This window comes from Thiomicrorhabdus hydrogeniphila, from assembly GCF_054656895.1.
Map to the genome: position 1 here is coordinate 424,509 of NZ_BAAHXL010000001.1, position 16,343 is coordinate 440,851.

Below are 16,343 nucleotides of genomic sequence, written 5' to 3' on the forward strand. Positions count from 1 at the left end.
TGGATTTTTTAGGCTAAAACAATGAAACCACTCTAAATGGAGTGGTTCCGATGTTTTTATTATAAGCTTAATGTTACAAGCTAATGTTTAAAGTTAGCTGGAAGATATTGCGATTAAAGTCATAGTTTGTGTCTGTTGAGTCTTGATGGCTTGCTTGGTAATCAAATGCAATGTCCATCCAACGTTTAGCTTCGTATGTTAAGCCAATACCATAGGCGTTAATGGTATCTTCACGATTGGTGGTGACATAATCTCTATTTGTGTTTGTGTAGTTAACATTTGAAGAGTAACCGCGCCCCCAATCATGTACCCATTTTATTTCGTTGTTTGTTGTATTTGTGTAACTTGAATCGTAGCTACCTTCATCAATTTTTTGGTTACTTGTTAAGGTTATTACTGAGTAAGTGAGTGGTGCCCAATCTACACTGACTTCCCATGAGTTAAGGTCGGTGTCTTTTAAGCTTGAGCTGTCAAAGTCTTTATTTTCTTTACCGATTTTGATATGGCCTTCTGTTTTTGCCGTTGCTTCCCAACGTGCACCCACAAAATAACCTAAGTTAGTACTGTCTAGTAAGCTTGTACTTTCAATGTAGTCAAATTGTGTGCCTCTAACTTCAGCGGTTAATTTAGTTTTGTCTGTAATTTTGTAAAGAAAAGTTGCTGATGCAGAAGTTGAGTTTCTTTCTTGGTCTAAGTTGACTCCGTTTTCTGAACGATATTGTTCATAGTTAGCACCTAGCTCAAGGTTGCCAGTTGCTGTTGGAGCACCGTATGTGTAACTTGCGCCTAGGTTTTTTGTACTAAAGCTGTTTAGTTCACCAGGGGTGTAGGTAGATGTTGCACTTTCGGTTTTGTTGTATCCAGCTTCAACGGTTAAAGCGTTTCTTATATCAAATTGATAGTCTGCTGTGGCGTTTAAATGGTGGTTTGTTAAGTTTTGCGAACCTGAAGCTTCATATAGTTGGTGATTTAGAGCATAGTTGATGTTGTAGACTGCATTACGACCATAAATTGCAACGTTTACAGCAGGTGTAATACTTGTAATCCATGACGATTTTTCTTCACTGGTTGCCTGATAGTTATCATCATATGTTCCGCTTACTTCGAGAGTAGGCGTTACTTCTATGCCTTCAAAGTCAAGTGAAGCAGGGTCGATTGCAAATGCGGCACTACTTATTGTCGCTAAAGCCACTGCTAGTTGTACTTGTTTATACTTATTCATAATACTTTATCCACAATGAAGCTACGAGAAAGAAATCCCGCACGAGATTGAATTTTATTCATTAAATTTGTAGCCTGGCGAGATGTTGCCAGGCTATAAGAAGCCACTAATAGTTTATTAGCTTGGGCTAGATGAACCACCTCCACCTGGAGATGTTGGAATGTTGTTATTAAAGTTAGCGCGGATACGAGCTCTAATTGGACCGTTGCCACCTGCAGCTGTTGGCGCTAACTCAGACATAAGACCTGCGATTAAGGCAGTTTGATCTGGTGCTGCTGCCATTGCCGCGTCACCAAATTGGTTTGCGTTTTCAGGATGTGCTGAAGAGGCTGCTCTTAAAATAGATTCAACCGTTGCATCGTTTGTTTGGTTTGATGCAATAAGTGCTGAAATTTGTTCTGTTAATTCTGCACAACTTTCTGCAGAACAAGAGGCGCCTTGAATTGACGTTGCTTGAGCATCTGTTAAGGCTACGCCTGCTGCTTGCAATGCTGATAATGTGCTTTCATCTGCAAAGACAGATGGTGCAATTAAGCTTAAACTTAATGCTAGTGTGGTTACTGTTTTACGCATCGATATGCTCCTACAATAGTGAATTTTAATTATGTCTTTAAGGCCTAAACTTACCGCCTAAGGGGTGCTTTTATGCAATACACCTCGATGCGTATTTGTACTGAAAGTAGACATTGTTATACGCAATTATATACATTTTTCCTTATACGTTCAATTAATTTTTAATAATTTTAATAAGTTACATGCTAAGTTTAGTTGGTTTTTTATGGTCATGTTAACTTGAATTTTCCTCATCCTTACGGGTGATTGAGGGATTTGTTTTTCGTATATATACTAGTATTCTTTTGGCAGTTGGGTTGTGTCGGTTTTATTACGATTTATTTAACCTTGAATTAAACATTTATCTAATGTGCTACGCTGGTTACTTTGTAGTCTAAATTTTTGATTTCAAATAACTTATACAACGCTAGTTTTGAGTCGTAGGGCGTGTGGTTATATGATAATTGTAAAATTATTTAATACGGCTTAGGGTAAATAATAGTGATTTAGAGTTTCTTTGAATTATTTAAAAGGGTTGTTAGGGTTTGTATATTTAAGTGACCGTAAAACATAGCACCCAAAAAATATAAAATCATTTTGAGGTTTATTTGGATACTTTTGTTAGAAATAGAGTTATCAACACGTTGTTAGTTCTATTGATTATTTTTATAGCATGGATGCTAGGCAGCTTGTTTTGGACTGTTGTGGATGGTTCTAAACAAGAGCTGGTGGTGCCTGCTATCCAATATTCTAAAATCAGTGAATCAAAAGCTAATGTTATTGCTCCTATTACGCTGTTTGGGCGTACTGCTGATGAGCAAAATACCAGGCCTGGTAAATCTGATGAAAATGTGCAAAAAACCCGTTTAAATCTTAAGTTATTAGGCGTTTTAGTGACCCCAGAATGGGGTGTAGCTATTATTGAAAATGCGGGTAAATCTGAAAGTTACGGCTTGGACGAAACCATTCAACAGGGTGTGGTTTTAAAAGAGGTTTATCCTGATTATGTTGTTATTAGCCACAATGGTTTATTAGAAAAACTGCAAATGATTACCGATGAGAGCGTGTTTACACACGATACAACGTCGCCCGAATTGACTCCTCGACAAGAAACCATTCTTCAAAATGCCAAAGAAAATGCCTTAAAAAATCCAATTTCTATTATGCGTTACGTACGTTTTCAGATGATTCAAAAAGAAGGCAAGGTTACCTCTGTGAAGGTTTGGCCTCGAAAAGAGGTTGATATTTTTCGTTCTCTAGGCTTAATGCCTGGCGATGAATTAACGTCTGTAGATGGTCATTCTGTAGCAGAACTGACACAGTCGCCAGCACTTTGGCAAACGATGTTGAAAAAAACCAATTTAGATTTAACGATGATAAGAAATGGCCAAACACAAAGCGTGTTGGTTCAACTGGATTAGATGAATAGGATTAGATTATGAATATGGCACACAATATAAGCTGCACAGAAACAAAAGTGTTGTTTAAAAATCGATGGTTCATAAAGCCTATTTTGCAATTGGTTGTGGCGCTTTTGGTGAGTTTAGCGTTATTTATGGCTAGCACCCAAATGGCAATGGCAGAAGGTACGTTAAAACAAAATTTTAAGCAGGCAGACATTAAAACCGTTATTGAAGCCGTGGCTAAAATTACAGGCAAAAACTTTATTATTGACCCGCGTGTTAAAGGTAATGTGACCTTTATTGCGCCAGAGGGTATGAAACCAAATGAACTTTACGATTCTTTATTAGCGGTACTTAACGTTTATGGTTATGTGGCTGTACCTGGTGATGGCGTTATTAAAGTTGTGCCAGCTAATGTAGCTAGAGATCAAATACCGTACCGCAGTTGGACAGAATATGACGAGGACTGGGTAACGGAAGTTATTAGTGTAAACAATGTTGATGCCAGTAAGCTAGTGGCGGTATTGCGTCCTTTAGTGGCAAAAGAAGGGCATTTAGTTGCCTTGGCTGAAAGTAATAAATTGATTGTTTCAGATACAGTATCAAATATTAAACGCTTAAAAAGCATTTTAAAACGTGTTGATGTCGATTCAAAAGGGGCTTTTGAAGTCATTCCTATAATTAATACATCGGCGGTTGATTTAGCAAAAACACTTAAAAGTGTGATGCCTAAACACCAGGGTGGTATTGATGCCACAGTAGGTTTTGATGCACGTTCTAACCGTATTATTTTAAGTGGTGATGAAATTAAACGCATGATGTTACGTGCTTTAATTGCTGAGCTAGATGTGCCAATGGACGCCGAAGGTGGTGTGCAAGTTATTTACTTACGTTATGCAAAAGCGACTGATATTGCACCCATATTACAAAAAATATCAGGTAATCAGGCGGTTCAGATAAGTGAAGAAACGACTACGACCAATGGGCCTGCGGTTAATACAACAGAAACGGTTGCGGGGATTCCAGAGCAAGTGACTGGTTTAAATATGTCTGTTTTTAGTAAAAATGAGTTACAAGAAAAAATTAGTATTGAAGCCGATGAGCGTATGAACGCTTTAATTATCAGTGCGCCAACGGCAGTGGTAAATGGCTTAAAAAAAGTGATTAAGCAATTAGATATTCGCCGTGCTCAAGTTTTAATTGAGGCGATATTTGTAGAAATTGCGGCCGATAAAGCGGCGGCTCTGGGTGTTGAATGGGGCTTAAATGGAGAAGGCGGTGCGGGCGTTATTAACTTTTCGGGTGCAATACCGGCATTAATTGGTAATTCAGGCGATGCCTTGGCTCAATCAAGTGTTATTGGTTCAGGTATTACTTTAGCTGGCGGTAGTGTAGATTCTGATGGTTACGGTTGGGGAGCTTTAATAAGTGCCTTAAATACAGATTCATCGTCCAATATTTTAGCAACGCCTTCTGTACTAACGTTAGACAATGAAGAAGCTGAAATTTTGGTTGGTAGAGAAGTGCCTTTTCAAACGGGAACTTACGCCAGTACAGGAACTTCAATTACAAGCCCGTTTAGTACCATAGAGCGTAAAAACGTAGGGCTAAAACTAAAAGTTAAACCACAAATTAATGAAGGTAATGAAATCTATTTAGATATTGATCAAGAGGTTTCTGATGTCATAGATAAAGGCCAGGCTGTAGATATACAAACCTCTAAACGCCAAATTAAAACAAAAGTCATTGTGGGTGATGGCAAGATGGTTGTGTTAGGTGGGTTACTAAGTGAAAAAGCCAGTCAGTCAAAATCAAAAGTACCAGGCCTGGGAGATATACCCGGAATTGGAGGCTTATTTAGTTCGTCTAAAGACACACGTGAAAAAGTAAATTTAATGGTGTTTTTACGCCCAATTATTATTCGTAATAATGAGATGAGTGATTATTACAGTAACCGAAAATATAATTATATTTATCAAGAACAAGATGACATGTTGCATAAAAAAGAGGGGCAACTGTTAGAAGGTTTACGCCCAAGATTACCGACTTTAAAACAGTGGAAAAACAGTGAGCCTGCCATACCGTTTGATAAGGAGCAAAAGGTTAAAGAAACGGCTAAAGCAAAAGAAACTCAACCCTCTAAAACAAACGATAATTTGATTCAAGACATGAGTACTGAAGAATTATTGGGACTGTAAGGCCATAAAAAATGAATGTTACTTTACCGTTTAGTTTTGCAAATAAAAACAGGGTGCTACTTAAAAATGTAGAGGCTGATTTATTGGTTGAATATACCGACCAAACGCCAGTTAGTGCTTTACTGGAACTGCAAAGACAATTTGCCAGTTGTGAAATTAAGCTTAATAAAATTGATCAAGCCAAGTTTGATATGGAAATTCAATCAAACTACTCATCACGCGGACAAGAGTCAATGGAGGCGATTGAGGCCATTGAAACAGAAGATTTGGCATCGGTATTTGCCGAGGTAGGCGAACCCGAGGATTTATTGGATAGCGCTGATGAAGCGCCTATTATTAAACTGCTTAATGCCATTTTAGGTGAAGCCATTCGTTCTCGTGCTTCGGATATTCATATAGAGCCTTTTGAAAACCAGTTACGTATTCGTTTTAGAATTGACGGTATTTTAAAAACCGTGCTTACACCTAAAATTGGTTTGGCCTCTATGTTGGTTTCTCGTATTAAAGTTATGGCGCGTTTAGATATTGCTGAAAAACGTTTACCACAAGATGGCCGTATTTCATTAAAGCTAGGTGGTCGTGCGGTCGATTTAAGGGTTTCAACCATTCCTTCGAGTTACGGTGAACGAGTCGTTTTACGTTTGCTAGACAAAAGTGCTGGACGTTTAAATCTAAAAGAACTCAAACTGCCAGAGCAAGTCGAAAAAGGCGTAGAGAAAGCCTTGTCAAAATCCCACGGTATTTTCTTAGTTACTGGGCCAACAGGTTCGGGTAAAACCACCACCTTATATGCAGGGTTAAGTCTGCTGAATGATTCAGAACGGAATATCATGACAGTAGAAGACCCAATTGAATATCACATAGACGGCATTAACCAAACGCAAGTCAATACCAAGGCGGATATGACCTTTGCAAAAGGGCTTAGAGCTATTTTGCGTCAAGATCCTGATGTGGTGATGGTGGGTGAAATTCGTGATGCCGAAACCGCCAATATTGCCGTGCAGGCCTCGTTAACCGGGCATTTGGTTTTATCTACCTTACATACTAACTCTGCGGTGGGGGCGGTAACACGTTTACGAGATATGGGGGTTGAGCCGTTTTTGTTGTCATCCAGTATTGTGGGGGTTTTGGCACAACGTTTAGTGCGTGAGTTATGTGATTGTAAAACACCGCATGAGGCAGACAAAGTGGAGTGCGAAATTTTAGGCGTTGATAAAGCTACTATTTACCAACCTAATGGCTGTGAAGCATGTCGTTTTACCGGTTACAAAGGGCGTATGGGTTTATATGAGATGTTTTTAATGGACGAAAAACTGCGCTCGATGATTTATTCCAATATGACAGAAGATGAGATTCAAGCCGTTTTAAGAACACACACAAAATCTTTGCAAGAAAACGGGTATCAAGCGGTGCTAAATGGCCAAACCAATTTATCTGAAGTTCAACGTGTTACACAGGTTTAGTAAGACTATGGATTTTTTACATGCCAGCTTTTGAATACAAAGCATTAACCGCAACAGGAAAACTCAAAAAAGGGTTTTTAGAAGGTGATTCTGAAAAACAGATTCGTCAAATGTTAAGAGATCAAGGTTTAGTGCCCACAGAGATTGAGGCGCTAGCCCAAACACCTAAAACGGGCTTGGTTGGTAATCGTTCGTTATTTTTGTCGCCAATTAAAACAGCAGATTTATCGCTTTTTATTCGTGAACTTTATACATTGCTTGATGCGGGTACCCCCCTTAATGAAGCCTTAGAATCTATGGCGCAGCAGGCGGAAACAAAACAAATGAGACGGTTTGTGACCAGTTTACATACCAAGGTATTTGAAGGGCATGGCTTGGCAAGCGCATTGAATCAAGCGCCATTTAAAGTACCTGCCGATGTCATTGCAACCATTCAAGCGGGTGAAGAGAGTGGTTATTTAGATAAAGTTTTATCGCGTTTAGCGGAATCCATAGAACAGCGTGACCAATTAAATAAAAAAATGAAAACGGCGCTTATTTACCCTATTTTAATGGTGGTAGTTGCGGTGGTTATAGTGTTCTTTTTAATGATTTACGTGGTGCCCAAAGTGGTTAAGGTATTTGACAATATGAACCAAACGCTGCCACCACTAACAAGAGGTATGCTGAGTTTTAGCGATTTTATTCAACATCAATGGGGTTGGTTGTTAGTTTTTGCGGTTGGAATTTGGGGCTTTTTTATTTGGGTTATGCGCCAAGAAAAAGGTCGCTATAAAGTGCATTCGTACCTACTTAAAACGCCTGGTGTTAAACGGTTCTTAATTTACTCATCTGCCGCACGTTGGGCTAGAACTTTGGGGGTATTGCTTTCAAGTGGGGTAGCAATTCAAGATGCTTTAAAAATTTCTGCTGAGGTGGTTACTTTAGAACCGCTAAAAAAAGCAGTATTAAAAATGGTCACAGACGTTAGAGAAGGTGAATCGGTTGCAAAATCTATGCAAATAGCAGGGTTTTTTCCGCCGCTTTTATTAAATTTGGTGAGAACGGGTGAAGGTAAAGGACAGCTTGATGCCATGCTAATAAAAGGTGCAAAGCATTATGAATTTTCTGTTGAAACTGCCGCCAATACTTTGGTGAGTATATTAGAGCCTCTTTTAATTATTATTATGGGGGCCGTGGTATTAACGGTTGTGTTGGCGATTATGATGCCTATTTTTGAAATGAACCAAATGGTTGGCAGTTAGGTTTATATAAAAATCCATACAAATCATGAGATTAATAAAGGCAATATTTATGAGAACAGTATTTATGAAAACATTAATAAATAAACCAAAATTAACGTTTCAAAGAGGGTTTACGCTCATTGAATTAATGGTGGTTGTCGTGATTTTAGCGGTTTTAGCAGGCCTGGTAGTCCCTAATTTAATGGATAGACCTGATGAAGCGCGTATTGTAAAAGCTAAACAAGATATTTCGGCGATTTCATCGGCTTTAAAACTGTATAAATTAGATAATTTTGTTTACCCAACTACCGATCAAGGTATAGAGGCTTTAGTGCATAAACCGGATTCAGATCCTGTGCCTAAAAATTGGAAAAATCTGTTAGATAATGTGCCTCTTGATCCTTGGGGTAATCCGTATTTATATTTGTCGCCTGGTGAACATGGGGCTTTTGACGTGTTTACTTATGGTGCCGATGGAGTAGATGGTGGTGAAGGTATTAATGCCACGATTGGCCAATGGAATCTTCAATAAAGTTTTTAGTAAATAGAGTCATTAAATAAAATGAAAAGTGCCATGACTGGTTCGGCCACTTTAATAACAACAACGACATTGGGTCAGTGTAAAAAGAGAAGCCAACAACAAGGTTTTACGCTGATTGAGTTAATGGTTGTTGTGGTTATTATGAGCGTAGTTGTTTCAGTTGGGGTGCTTTCATTAGGGCGAATTAATCAAGATTTAGCAGAAAACCAACAGGCTAAAATTGAGAGCTATTTTAAACAAGTGGCTGATCAATCGGCTTTTACCCAAAAAATGTATTTAATTGAACCTTCTAATGAAGGCTTAACCGCGTACCGTTACCAAGACTATGAGTGGCAGCCTGCCGATAAAATTGAAAATTTAATTTGGCAGTCGGGTTTTACAGTGAGTTGGTCTCTGGATACACAATATGCGGAACAACAAAAATTAACTAAGTCAGGTTGGGTATTTTGGCCGAGTGGCGATGTATTGCCAGGTCAAATTAGTTTAACGAGCTTAAATGAGGACTCAAGTCACTCAACAGAAAACCAGACACTAATTTTGAGTTGGGATGAAAACTTAACCTTTACGCGGGAGTTAGAGAAGTAATGGCTAATGACCCTAAAATGTTTAACAGTAAAAAAGGTGGAGGCCAAGCTGGTTTTACTTTAATTGAGGTTATGGTGGCTTTGGCCATTGTGGCCATTGCGTTATCTGCTGTAAGTCGGAGTTTGGGGGTAACGGTTTCTAACCAATCGCATTTAGAGTCGCGAGTAATAGCTACGTGGGTTGCAGAAAATGCCATTGTGCAACAGCAAATAGCACCTGGAAGCAATAATACAAATAAGCAAACTGTTGATATGCTTAATAGACAATGGTCAGTAGAAACTGAAACAGAATCCACATTTATATCTGATATTTTTAGGTTATCCGTTAAGGTTACAGTACAAGGCAGTGATGAAGTATCCGCCAATTTATTTAGCGTTGTGACCCAAGATGACTAAATCATTGGTTCGTATATCGCAAGCCGTAGCCAATCAAAAACAGATGCGAATTCAAACGCAAAAGGGTTTTACACTGATTGAATTATTGGTGGCTTTAGGGGTGTCAGTTGTTATTGCTGTATTGGCTTACCAATCCATTGATAGCATGGTAAATGTAAAAACCCGTGTTGAGGCACATTCAACACAAACTGAAAAATTGCAACGTGCTATGTGGTGGATGGAGCAAGATTTTATTCAGTTAGTACCAAGACCGATTGCCGATGAATTAGGGTCTGAATTAGCGGCATTTACTTATCGTGACGATACTGGAGTAGAGCTAAGTCGAAATGCACAATTTACAACGCCTAATGCCAATGGTGGATTATTACGAGTTGGCTATTTTTTAGAAGATAAGGTGTTGTATCGATTAACTTGGCCGGTAATGGATAGAGCGCCAGACACCAAAGTTAAAAAGAAAGTATTGCTAAACAATGTAACAGCATTTGATATTGAATTATTAAATAGCAGTAGCCAATGGGTTAAATCTTGGCCTGCGCCTAATCAGTCTTTGGATGCTTTGCCTAAAGCCGTTAAGGTGACAATAAAAATCGAAACCTTAGGCACAATATCCCGCCTGTTTTTAGGAGTGGGATAATGCCAATAAACGGTAATAATAACCAACAAAACGTAGAGGCTAAAAACCGAGAAAAACCGAAGTCTCAATCGGGATTTGCTTTGTTAACGGTGTTATTGGTTGTGGCTTTGGTGAGCATGGTTTCTAGCCAGCTATTGTATGACCAACAAGTGCATATTCAGCGTAGCACTTACATGATTCACCAGGCGCATTCAATGTCGGTAGCCTATGGCTTTGAAGGCTGGGTAAAAAAAGGCTTAATGGCCGATTTAGAGAATAATAAAACGGATAATTTAAATGAACAGTGGGCGCAACCGTTAGCACCTATTCCATTTGCACAAGGTACGGTAAGTGGGCGATTATTAGATTTACAAGCACGTTTTAATGTAAACAATGTGTTAGAAAAAGACGCCAAGATTCGTGCGTTTTGGAAAAAAATGCTGGAGCGCTACCTGGCAATACGTTTGCCAACTGAAAACTTTGCAGGGTTTGGTGATGTATTACAAGATTGGGTTGATGCCGATGACGATATTCAAGATTCTGGTGCAGAAAGCCAATCGTATTTATTAAATGACCCGGCTTATCGAGCCGCAAATACACCGATGGTAATGCCAAGTGAGTTGCAAAAGTTACAAGGCATGCAAAAAATGAGTGCTCGCAACTTGGCAACAATAGAGAGTGATTTAACCGCATTACCTGATATAACGGCGATTAATGTAAATACGGCAGATAGCACCATATTAATGTCTTTGGCCGATTGGTTAACCGAAGATATTGTTAAACAATGGATTGAGCATAGAAAAACCGAACCCGCGGAAGATGTGCATACTTTTTTGGCATTTTTAGTAGAAAGTACCGGGTTTGGTTTAGCTGAGATTGAGACTGATATTCCTAGTCAGGTATTAGATGTGAAAAGTAGTTATTTTTTATTACAAGCCGAAGTCGATTATGGCGATGTAGAACAAGTTGTTTCATCCATTTTTAATCGTAAAAGCGAGAAAGAAGTGATATTAGTGCAAAGGTGGTTAAGTGTTGGGTCATAGCCAAAATAAAAGTGAGTTACAACCAGCAGACGCAGATGGAATCTTATCCAACTCGCTTGTAGTCAGCTTCTCTTTAAAGGGAGAGTTGCTTGTTCACTCGCAAAATGGACAACAACTCAAAGCCGAAGAGGTGATTGCTAAATTGAGTTCGAGCCACCGATTGGCCAAAGAAATTGCGATTGTATGGGTGCCTACTCAAAAAATTGTTATGACAGAAGTCATTGTGCCAGGTAAGCGTAAAGTTCACTGGATGGCAGCATTGCCGTTTGCATTAGAAGAGAGTTTGGCGGAATCCATTGAGAGTTATCACATTGTTCATTATCACCGCGCACAAGACGGCCTAATGTCAGTAGCGGTGGCCAGTCATGAAGACATGAAAAACTGGAAACGCGTGCTTGAATCGTTTGGTTTGCAACATGCACAGTTGGTTCCTGACTGTTTTAGGTTAGAAAATAAAAATGGTGAATTAGCCGAAGATTCTCAGAACTGGGCCGTGTATCAACAAGATAATTGCATGGTTGTTCGCACCAGTGCTTACCAAGGTTTTGCAGGTAATGCAGATTGGTATCAGGCGATTAAAGGTCAGGCTGTTCATCAACATTATCTAAAAAATAAAGAGATGGATTTTGAAATTAATGAAACAAAAGTAGATGAACCGTCTTTATTGACGAGCCATGCGCAAAACCTTATTAAGGTGTTGCCTTTAAGTTTGAGTCAGCTTGCCTATAAAACCAATGCCAGTCAAAAAGGAAGTTGGTACGAATGGCGATGGGTTGCTGGATTGGCTGTAATTACTTTAGGTGTGTATTTGGTGACTCAGGTTATACAAACACAGCAATTACAGCAGCAAGCGACTTATGTGCAAGCTCAAAATACGCATTTATTTAAGGCAATGTTTCCGCAGGCTCAACGTATTGTAAATATTAAATCGCAAGCCTTAACGTATTTAAAACAAACCAATAAAACGGCGACAGATACAAAATCTGTTATGGCTGTTCTGCAAGTAATAGAGCCTTGGTTTAATCAGGCTAAAACGGTTACAGTTGAACAACTTCAATGGCAAGCCGATAAAAAACAAAAGGCATTAACCTTAAATGTGACTGCGCCAAGTTCTAAAGAGTTAGAGCAAGTGATTAGCTTATATAAAGAATCTAACAACCGCCAAGTGACTATGACATTAAGCTTAAAAAGCGTGTCAAATGAAGAGGCAAAAGGGGTGATTTATGTGGATGCAAATTAACCAGGCCTGGTTAAGTTTAGATGCTCGTGAGCAAATGCTGCTAAAAGTTTTGGCAGGTTTTTTATTGCTGGTACTGCTGTATTTATTTATTTGGTCGCCCATTACGAGTCATAAAAAACAAGCAGAAACACAATTGAAAAATAGCCAACAAGAATGGCAATGGCTTAATCAACAAGTACCCGCTGCACAAGCATTGCAATCGTCAATGGGTGGTGTAAACCAAATAAAAGTGACGTCACAAAATAGCCTAATGAGCTTGTTACAAAATAGTTTGCGTGAACAAAACTTATTTAAGGATGTTAAAACGTTAGAAGGCGTGGCAAAAGGGGGCAATGTAACCTTTGAAAAAGTAAATGCCACACGTTTATTTAAGTGGTTAAGTCTTATTGAACAACAAGGGGCGGTGCCTGCAACCTTACAAATGGTTTGGTTAGAACCAGGCCTGGTAAAAGCAGATATGCAGTTTAAAACAAACTAATTGGTATAAATGTGAATAAAAATAAGTGGATTGGATTCGGTTTTTTGTTTGTTATGGCATTTTTGCTGTTTGTTTTGATACAACTGCCAGCCAGTTGGGTTTTGTCTCAGCCTAGCGTTAAACAACTTATTGAACAGCCGTTTAATAAAACAGCCACGCAATCAAATCATATTCATATATTGGCTTCACGTGGAACGATTTGGCACGGAGAGGTTGATTTAGCGATTCAAACTAAAATTACCAGGCCTGGTAAAACGGAACAAAGAGCCAATTCAGTTATAAATGATTTTTCTATTGGTACTGTAAATTGGAACTGGCAATTAAGCTCTTTATTGTTAAATAAATTGGCTATGGAGCTTAACTGGAACTTGGCGAGTTCAAATTTAACTGGCCTGGTATCTACTCAAATATTTAGATCGCAAGAATCACGTTCTGTTCTGTTTAAAGAGGTAACGGGCAAGGCCAATTTAAGTCAGCTTAGTCAAACTATACAACTACCTAAATTAGCGACTTTACCTGTTTTACAAAATTTATCAGGCCTGGTTAGTGTGAACCAGCTTAATGGTGTTTATATTTTAAATAAACACTGGTTTACAGCGTTAGATGCCGATCTGCAAGTTGATAATTTATCGGTAATGAACAATGTTTTTTCTGCTATAAAAATTGAAACCGAGTTTGAAAAAGAAAAGGTGTTAGCTCGTATTAGCAGTCAACATCACAATTGGTCGCTTAACGGAGTGGGCAGTTTAACTCAGCAGCTTATTTATACTGTTGATTTCAACCTTAATACACAAAGCGAAGCCGTTATGCCGGACTGGGCTTTTTTAATGCGTAAAAAATCAGCCACAAATTACGTAAGTAGATTGCAAGGGCGTTTATAAAACAGAACCGTAAAATTCTGTTATTATTACTTTTGGCTTCTAAAAATAAGAAGTTCTCCATTCTCGCACTCGGAATCCTTTTTTGAGTGAAGATTTCTGTATTACAATACATAATTGTTTTATATCGTTGCGGTAAATTGTTACTGCATATTCAGGGCTTTACTGTCCTAACATTTCTGTATTTCTTTTTAACCTGTAGGACTAAATGAACAGAGCTTTATTAATCACTTTTACCGCTTTAGCAGGTATGATCGCCCCTTTTTCAACGGATACCTATTTACCCTCTTTTCCTGAAATAGAGAGTTATTACGGAGTTTCGCGTGAACTTTTATCGTCATCTATGGGTGTATATCTAGCGGCTTTTGCCATTACCACCTTAGTATGGGGGCCGTTTGCAGATAGGTTTGGTCGCAAGTCTGTGGCGATTATCTCTTTATTTGGGTTTGGAATCGCCTCAATGGGTTGTGCTTTAGCACCTACCTTTGATGGTTTTATGATGTTTAGAGTTATGCAAGGTGTTTTAGCGGGCGGAGTGATTATTGGTAGCCGAGCGATGATTAGAGATGTCTTTTCACCCAAAGAAGCCCAAAAGACTATGGCGGTTGTTATGATGCTTTTTGCCATTGCACCTGCGCTTGCGCCTATTGTTGGCGGGTACTTAGAGACGCATTTTGATTGGCAAAGCATTTTTTGGTTTTTAACACTGTATGCATTTATTACATTGATTGTGGTTTTGTTTTTTATTAAAGAAACTCAGCATAAAGATACGGTGCAATCTATTCAGCCTAAACAGTTGATGGCATCGTATTTACATACTATTAAACATCCCATATTTTTACGATTAGTGCTTTCTCAATCCTTAATCTTTGGTGGTATATTTGTCTATATTGCGGGTTCAGCAAGTCTGTTATTTGATCATTTAAATCTGGGCCCAGAAGATTTTTGGATACAATTTGTGCCTATGGTGGGTGGTATGATTTTAGGCTCAATGACAGCTCATAGAATGACGGATAAATATTCACCACTGCACATGATTACGGCCTCATTTACAATTACAGGTTTGGCTGCTATGGCAGGTTTAATAAGCGATTTTTTGTTTGAACCCTCTGTTATGAGTGTGATTCCATTTATTAGTGTATTTGCGTTTGGGTTATCGTTTGGCTTGCCTATTTTGGTTACCTTTGCGTTAGATTGTTTGCCAGAAAAAAGAGGCATGGCGACCTCGGTACAAAGCTTTATGCAAATGGGCGCTGCGGCACTTGTTGCTATTGTTATAGTGCCACTTACGCACGACTCTTTAAAACTCATGGCGTTGTCAATGCTATTAATGTGGTTTGTAGGCGTACTGTTGTGGATAAATGTGTATGCAAAAGTACAAGAACTAGAAGAAAGTCGATAGCCCTATTTTTAACTTTGCTTGGGATGTTCTCTAGTCAAGTCATGGTATGGCAGTATTGATTTCTTGTCATTATCGGGCTTAACCCGATAATCTAATGTTGCGAAAAGATTACCCGATCAAGTCGGGTAATGACGTGGTTTTTTTGTTACCTGCGTAAGTTAAAAAGGTACAAAGATTAAGCAGATCTAGATTAGATTTTGTGTTTAATGAACCCTTAGTGGCATGAAAAAAAAGGTAATAAAAAAGCCCGTAAGCAAATACTTGACGGGCTTGGTAAGCAAGTCTTATTGAAAATTTTATTTTAAATTTTCAATAATCGCGGCTTCTACTTGGTCAATAGGTTGTGTGCCGTCTACTTTAATGTATTTTAACGCTGGGTTTTTAGCCGCTACTTCTGTGTAGTAGGTAATAAGAGGTGCTGTTTGTGCGTGGTAGACATTTAAACGGTCTTTAACAACTTCTGGTTTGTCATCATCACGTTGCACTAGGTCTTCACCTGTTGCGTCGTCTTTACCTTCTACTTTTGGTGGGTTATAAACAACGTGGTATGTACGGCCAGATGGTAAGTGAGCACGACGACCAGACATACGATTTACGATTTCTTCATCAGGTACATCAATTTCAATTACGGCATCAATTTCAACACCGGCTTCTGCAACGGCATCGGCTTGTGGTACGGTGCGTGGAAAGCCGTCTAATAGAAAACCATTTGCACAATCAGGTTCTGCAATGCGTTCTTTTACCATACCAATAATGATTTCGTCAGTAACAAGCTGGCCTGCATCAATAGCCGCTTTGGCTTGTTTACCAAGTTCTGTACCCGCTTTAATTGCCGCACGTAACATATCGCCAGTAGAAATCTGTGGAATATTGAATTGTTTGGTTAAGAACTGGGCTTGAGTTCCTTTACCTGCACCTGGTGCGCCTAATAGAATAAATTTCATTGCAAATCCTAATGTTTAGAAAAAAGTTGGCAATATTATACGGTGTTTCTGAGTTGCATAAAAGCTAATGCCTGTTTTAGCTGTTTTTTGCTTTTACCAGGCCTGGTAAATCTAAAAAATACTTATTTTTAGGTGCTATTTTGGCTTGTTATATGGCTGTTTT

General features: G+C 38.8%; 16 protein-coding genes. 13 read left to right on the forward strand and 3 right to left on the reverse strand.

The window, feature by feature from the left end:
• Positions 1 to 73 precede the first annotated feature (73 nt).
• Together ACYQ0E_RS01745 and ACYQ0E_RS01750 are read right to left on the reverse strand one after the other, a co-directional pair.
• Positions 74 to 1,222 carry an outer membrane beta-barrel protein gene (locus ACYQ0E_RS01745; protein WP_460186536.1) on the reverse strand — a complete coding sequence of 383 codons (1,149 nt, stop codon included), beginning with the start codon at positions 1,220 to 1,222 and terminating at the stop codon, positions 74 to 76.
• Positions 1,223 to 1,339: 117 nt separating this feature from the next.
• On the reverse strand, positions 1,340 to 1,795 hold the full coding sequence (locus tag ACYQ0E_RS01750; RefSeq protein ID WP_460186537.1) for a hypothetical protein: 456 nt from the start codon (positions 1,793 to 1,795) through the stop codon (positions 1,340 to 1,342).
• Between the two features lie 623 nt (positions 1,796 to 2,418).
• Between ACYQ0E_RS01750 and gspC the strand changes: the two genes are divergently transcribed.
• The 13 genes from gspC (at position 2,419) to ACYQ0E_RS01815 (ending at position 15,236) form a co-directional block, all read left to right on the forward strand.
• The gene (gene gspC / locus ACYQ0E_RS01755) at positions 2,419 to 3,195 is read left to right on the forward strand and encodes a type II secretion system protein GspC (protein ID WP_460186538.1); all 777 of its coding nucleotides are present in this window, start codon (positions 2,419 to 2,421) and stop codon (positions 3,193 to 3,195) included.
• 17 nt (positions 3,196 to 3,212) lie between these two features.
• Complete coding sequence (gspD, locus tag ACYQ0E_RS01760) at positions 3,213 to 5,375, forward strand: type II secretion system secretin GspD (protein WP_460186539.1); 2,163 nt, start codon at positions 3,213 to 3,215, stop codon at positions 5,373 to 5,375.
• 11 nt (positions 5,376 to 5,386) lie between these two features.
• A complete protein-coding gene (gene gspE / locus ACYQ0E_RS01765) occupies positions 5,387 to 6,838 on the forward strand; it encodes a type II secretion system ATPase GspE (protein WP_460186540.1) in 1,452 nt (483 codons plus the stop codon).
• A 20-nt stretch (positions 6,839 to 6,858) separates the two neighbouring features.
• The gene (locus ACYQ0E_RS01770) at positions 6,859 to 8,082 is read left to right on the forward strand and encodes a type II secretion system F family protein (RefSeq protein WP_460186541.1); all 1,224 of its coding nucleotides are present in this window, start codon (positions 6,859 to 6,861) and stop codon (positions 8,080 to 8,082) included.
• 49 nt (positions 8,083 to 8,131) lie between these two features.
• Positions 8,132 to 8,593 (forward strand): type II secretion system major pseudopilin GspG, encoded by a 462-nt coding sequence (gspG, locus tag ACYQ0E_RS01775; protein ID WP_460186542.1) that lies wholly within the window; start codon positions 8,132 to 8,134, stop codon positions 8,591 to 8,593.
• A 42-nt stretch (positions 8,594 to 8,635) separates the two neighbouring features.
• Positions 8,636 to 9,187 carry a prepilin-type N-terminal cleavage/methylation domain-containing protein gene (locus tag ACYQ0E_RS01780; RefSeq protein ID WP_460186543.1) on the forward strand — a complete coding sequence of 184 codons (552 nt, stop codon included), beginning with the start codon at positions 8,636 to 8,638 and terminating at the stop codon, positions 9,185 to 9,187.
• A complete protein-coding gene (gene gspI, locus ACYQ0E_RS01785; protein WP_460186544.1) occupies positions 9,187 to 9,582 on the forward strand; it encodes a type II secretion system minor pseudopilin GspI in 396 nt (131 codons plus the stop codon). The genes ACYQ0E_RS01780 and gspI overlap by 1 nt, the downstream gene beginning before the upstream one ends.
• On the forward strand, positions 9,575 to 10,216 hold the full coding sequence (gene gspJ, locus ACYQ0E_RS01790) for a type II secretion system minor pseudopilin GspJ (protein ID WP_460186545.1): 642 nt from the start codon (positions 9,575 to 9,577) through the stop codon (positions 10,214 to 10,216). Before gspI ends, gspJ begins: the two co-directional genes overlap by 8 nt.
• Positions 10,216 to 11,238, forward strand: a complete 1,023-nt coding sequence (gene gspK / locus ACYQ0E_RS01795; protein ID WP_460186546.1) for a type II secretion system minor pseudopilin GspK — start codon at positions 10,216 to 10,218, stop codon at positions 11,236 to 11,238. The genes gspJ and gspK overlap by 1 nt, the downstream gene beginning before the upstream one ends.
• Complete coding sequence (gene gspL, locus ACYQ0E_RS01800) at positions 11,225 to 12,478, forward strand: type II secretion system protein GspL (RefSeq protein ID WP_460186547.1); 1,254 nt, start codon at positions 11,225 to 11,227, stop codon at positions 12,476 to 12,478. The genes gspK and gspL overlap by 14 nt, the downstream gene beginning before the upstream one ends.
• A complete protein-coding gene (locus tag ACYQ0E_RS01805; protein WP_460186548.1) occupies positions 12,462 to 12,956 on the forward strand; it encodes a type II secretion system protein M in 495 nt (164 codons plus the stop codon). The genes gspL and ACYQ0E_RS01805 overlap by 17 nt, the downstream gene beginning before the upstream one ends.
• Positions 12,957 to 12,967: 11 nt before the next feature.
• Positions 12,968 to 13,837 (forward strand): type II secretion system protein N, encoded by an 870-nt coding sequence (gene gspN, locus ACYQ0E_RS01810; RefSeq protein ID WP_460186549.1) that lies wholly within the window; start codon positions 12,968 to 12,970, stop codon positions 13,835 to 13,837.
• A 205-nt stretch (positions 13,838 to 14,042) separates the two neighbouring features.
• Positions 14,043 to 15,236, forward strand: coding sequence for a multidrug effflux MFS transporter (locus ACYQ0E_RS01815; RefSeq protein WP_460186550.1), 1,194 nt, complete (start codon positions 14,043 to 14,045; stop codon positions 15,234 to 15,236).
• 296 nt (positions 15,237 to 15,532) lie between these two features.
• Here the strand turns inward: ACYQ0E_RS01815 and adk are convergent, their stop codons facing one another.
• Complete coding sequence (gene adk / locus ACYQ0E_RS01820; protein WP_460186551.1) at positions 15,533 to 16,180, reverse strand: adenylate kinase; 648 nt, start codon at positions 16,178 to 16,180, stop codon at positions 15,533 to 15,535.
• Positions 16,181 to 16,343: the final 163 nt, after the last annotated feature.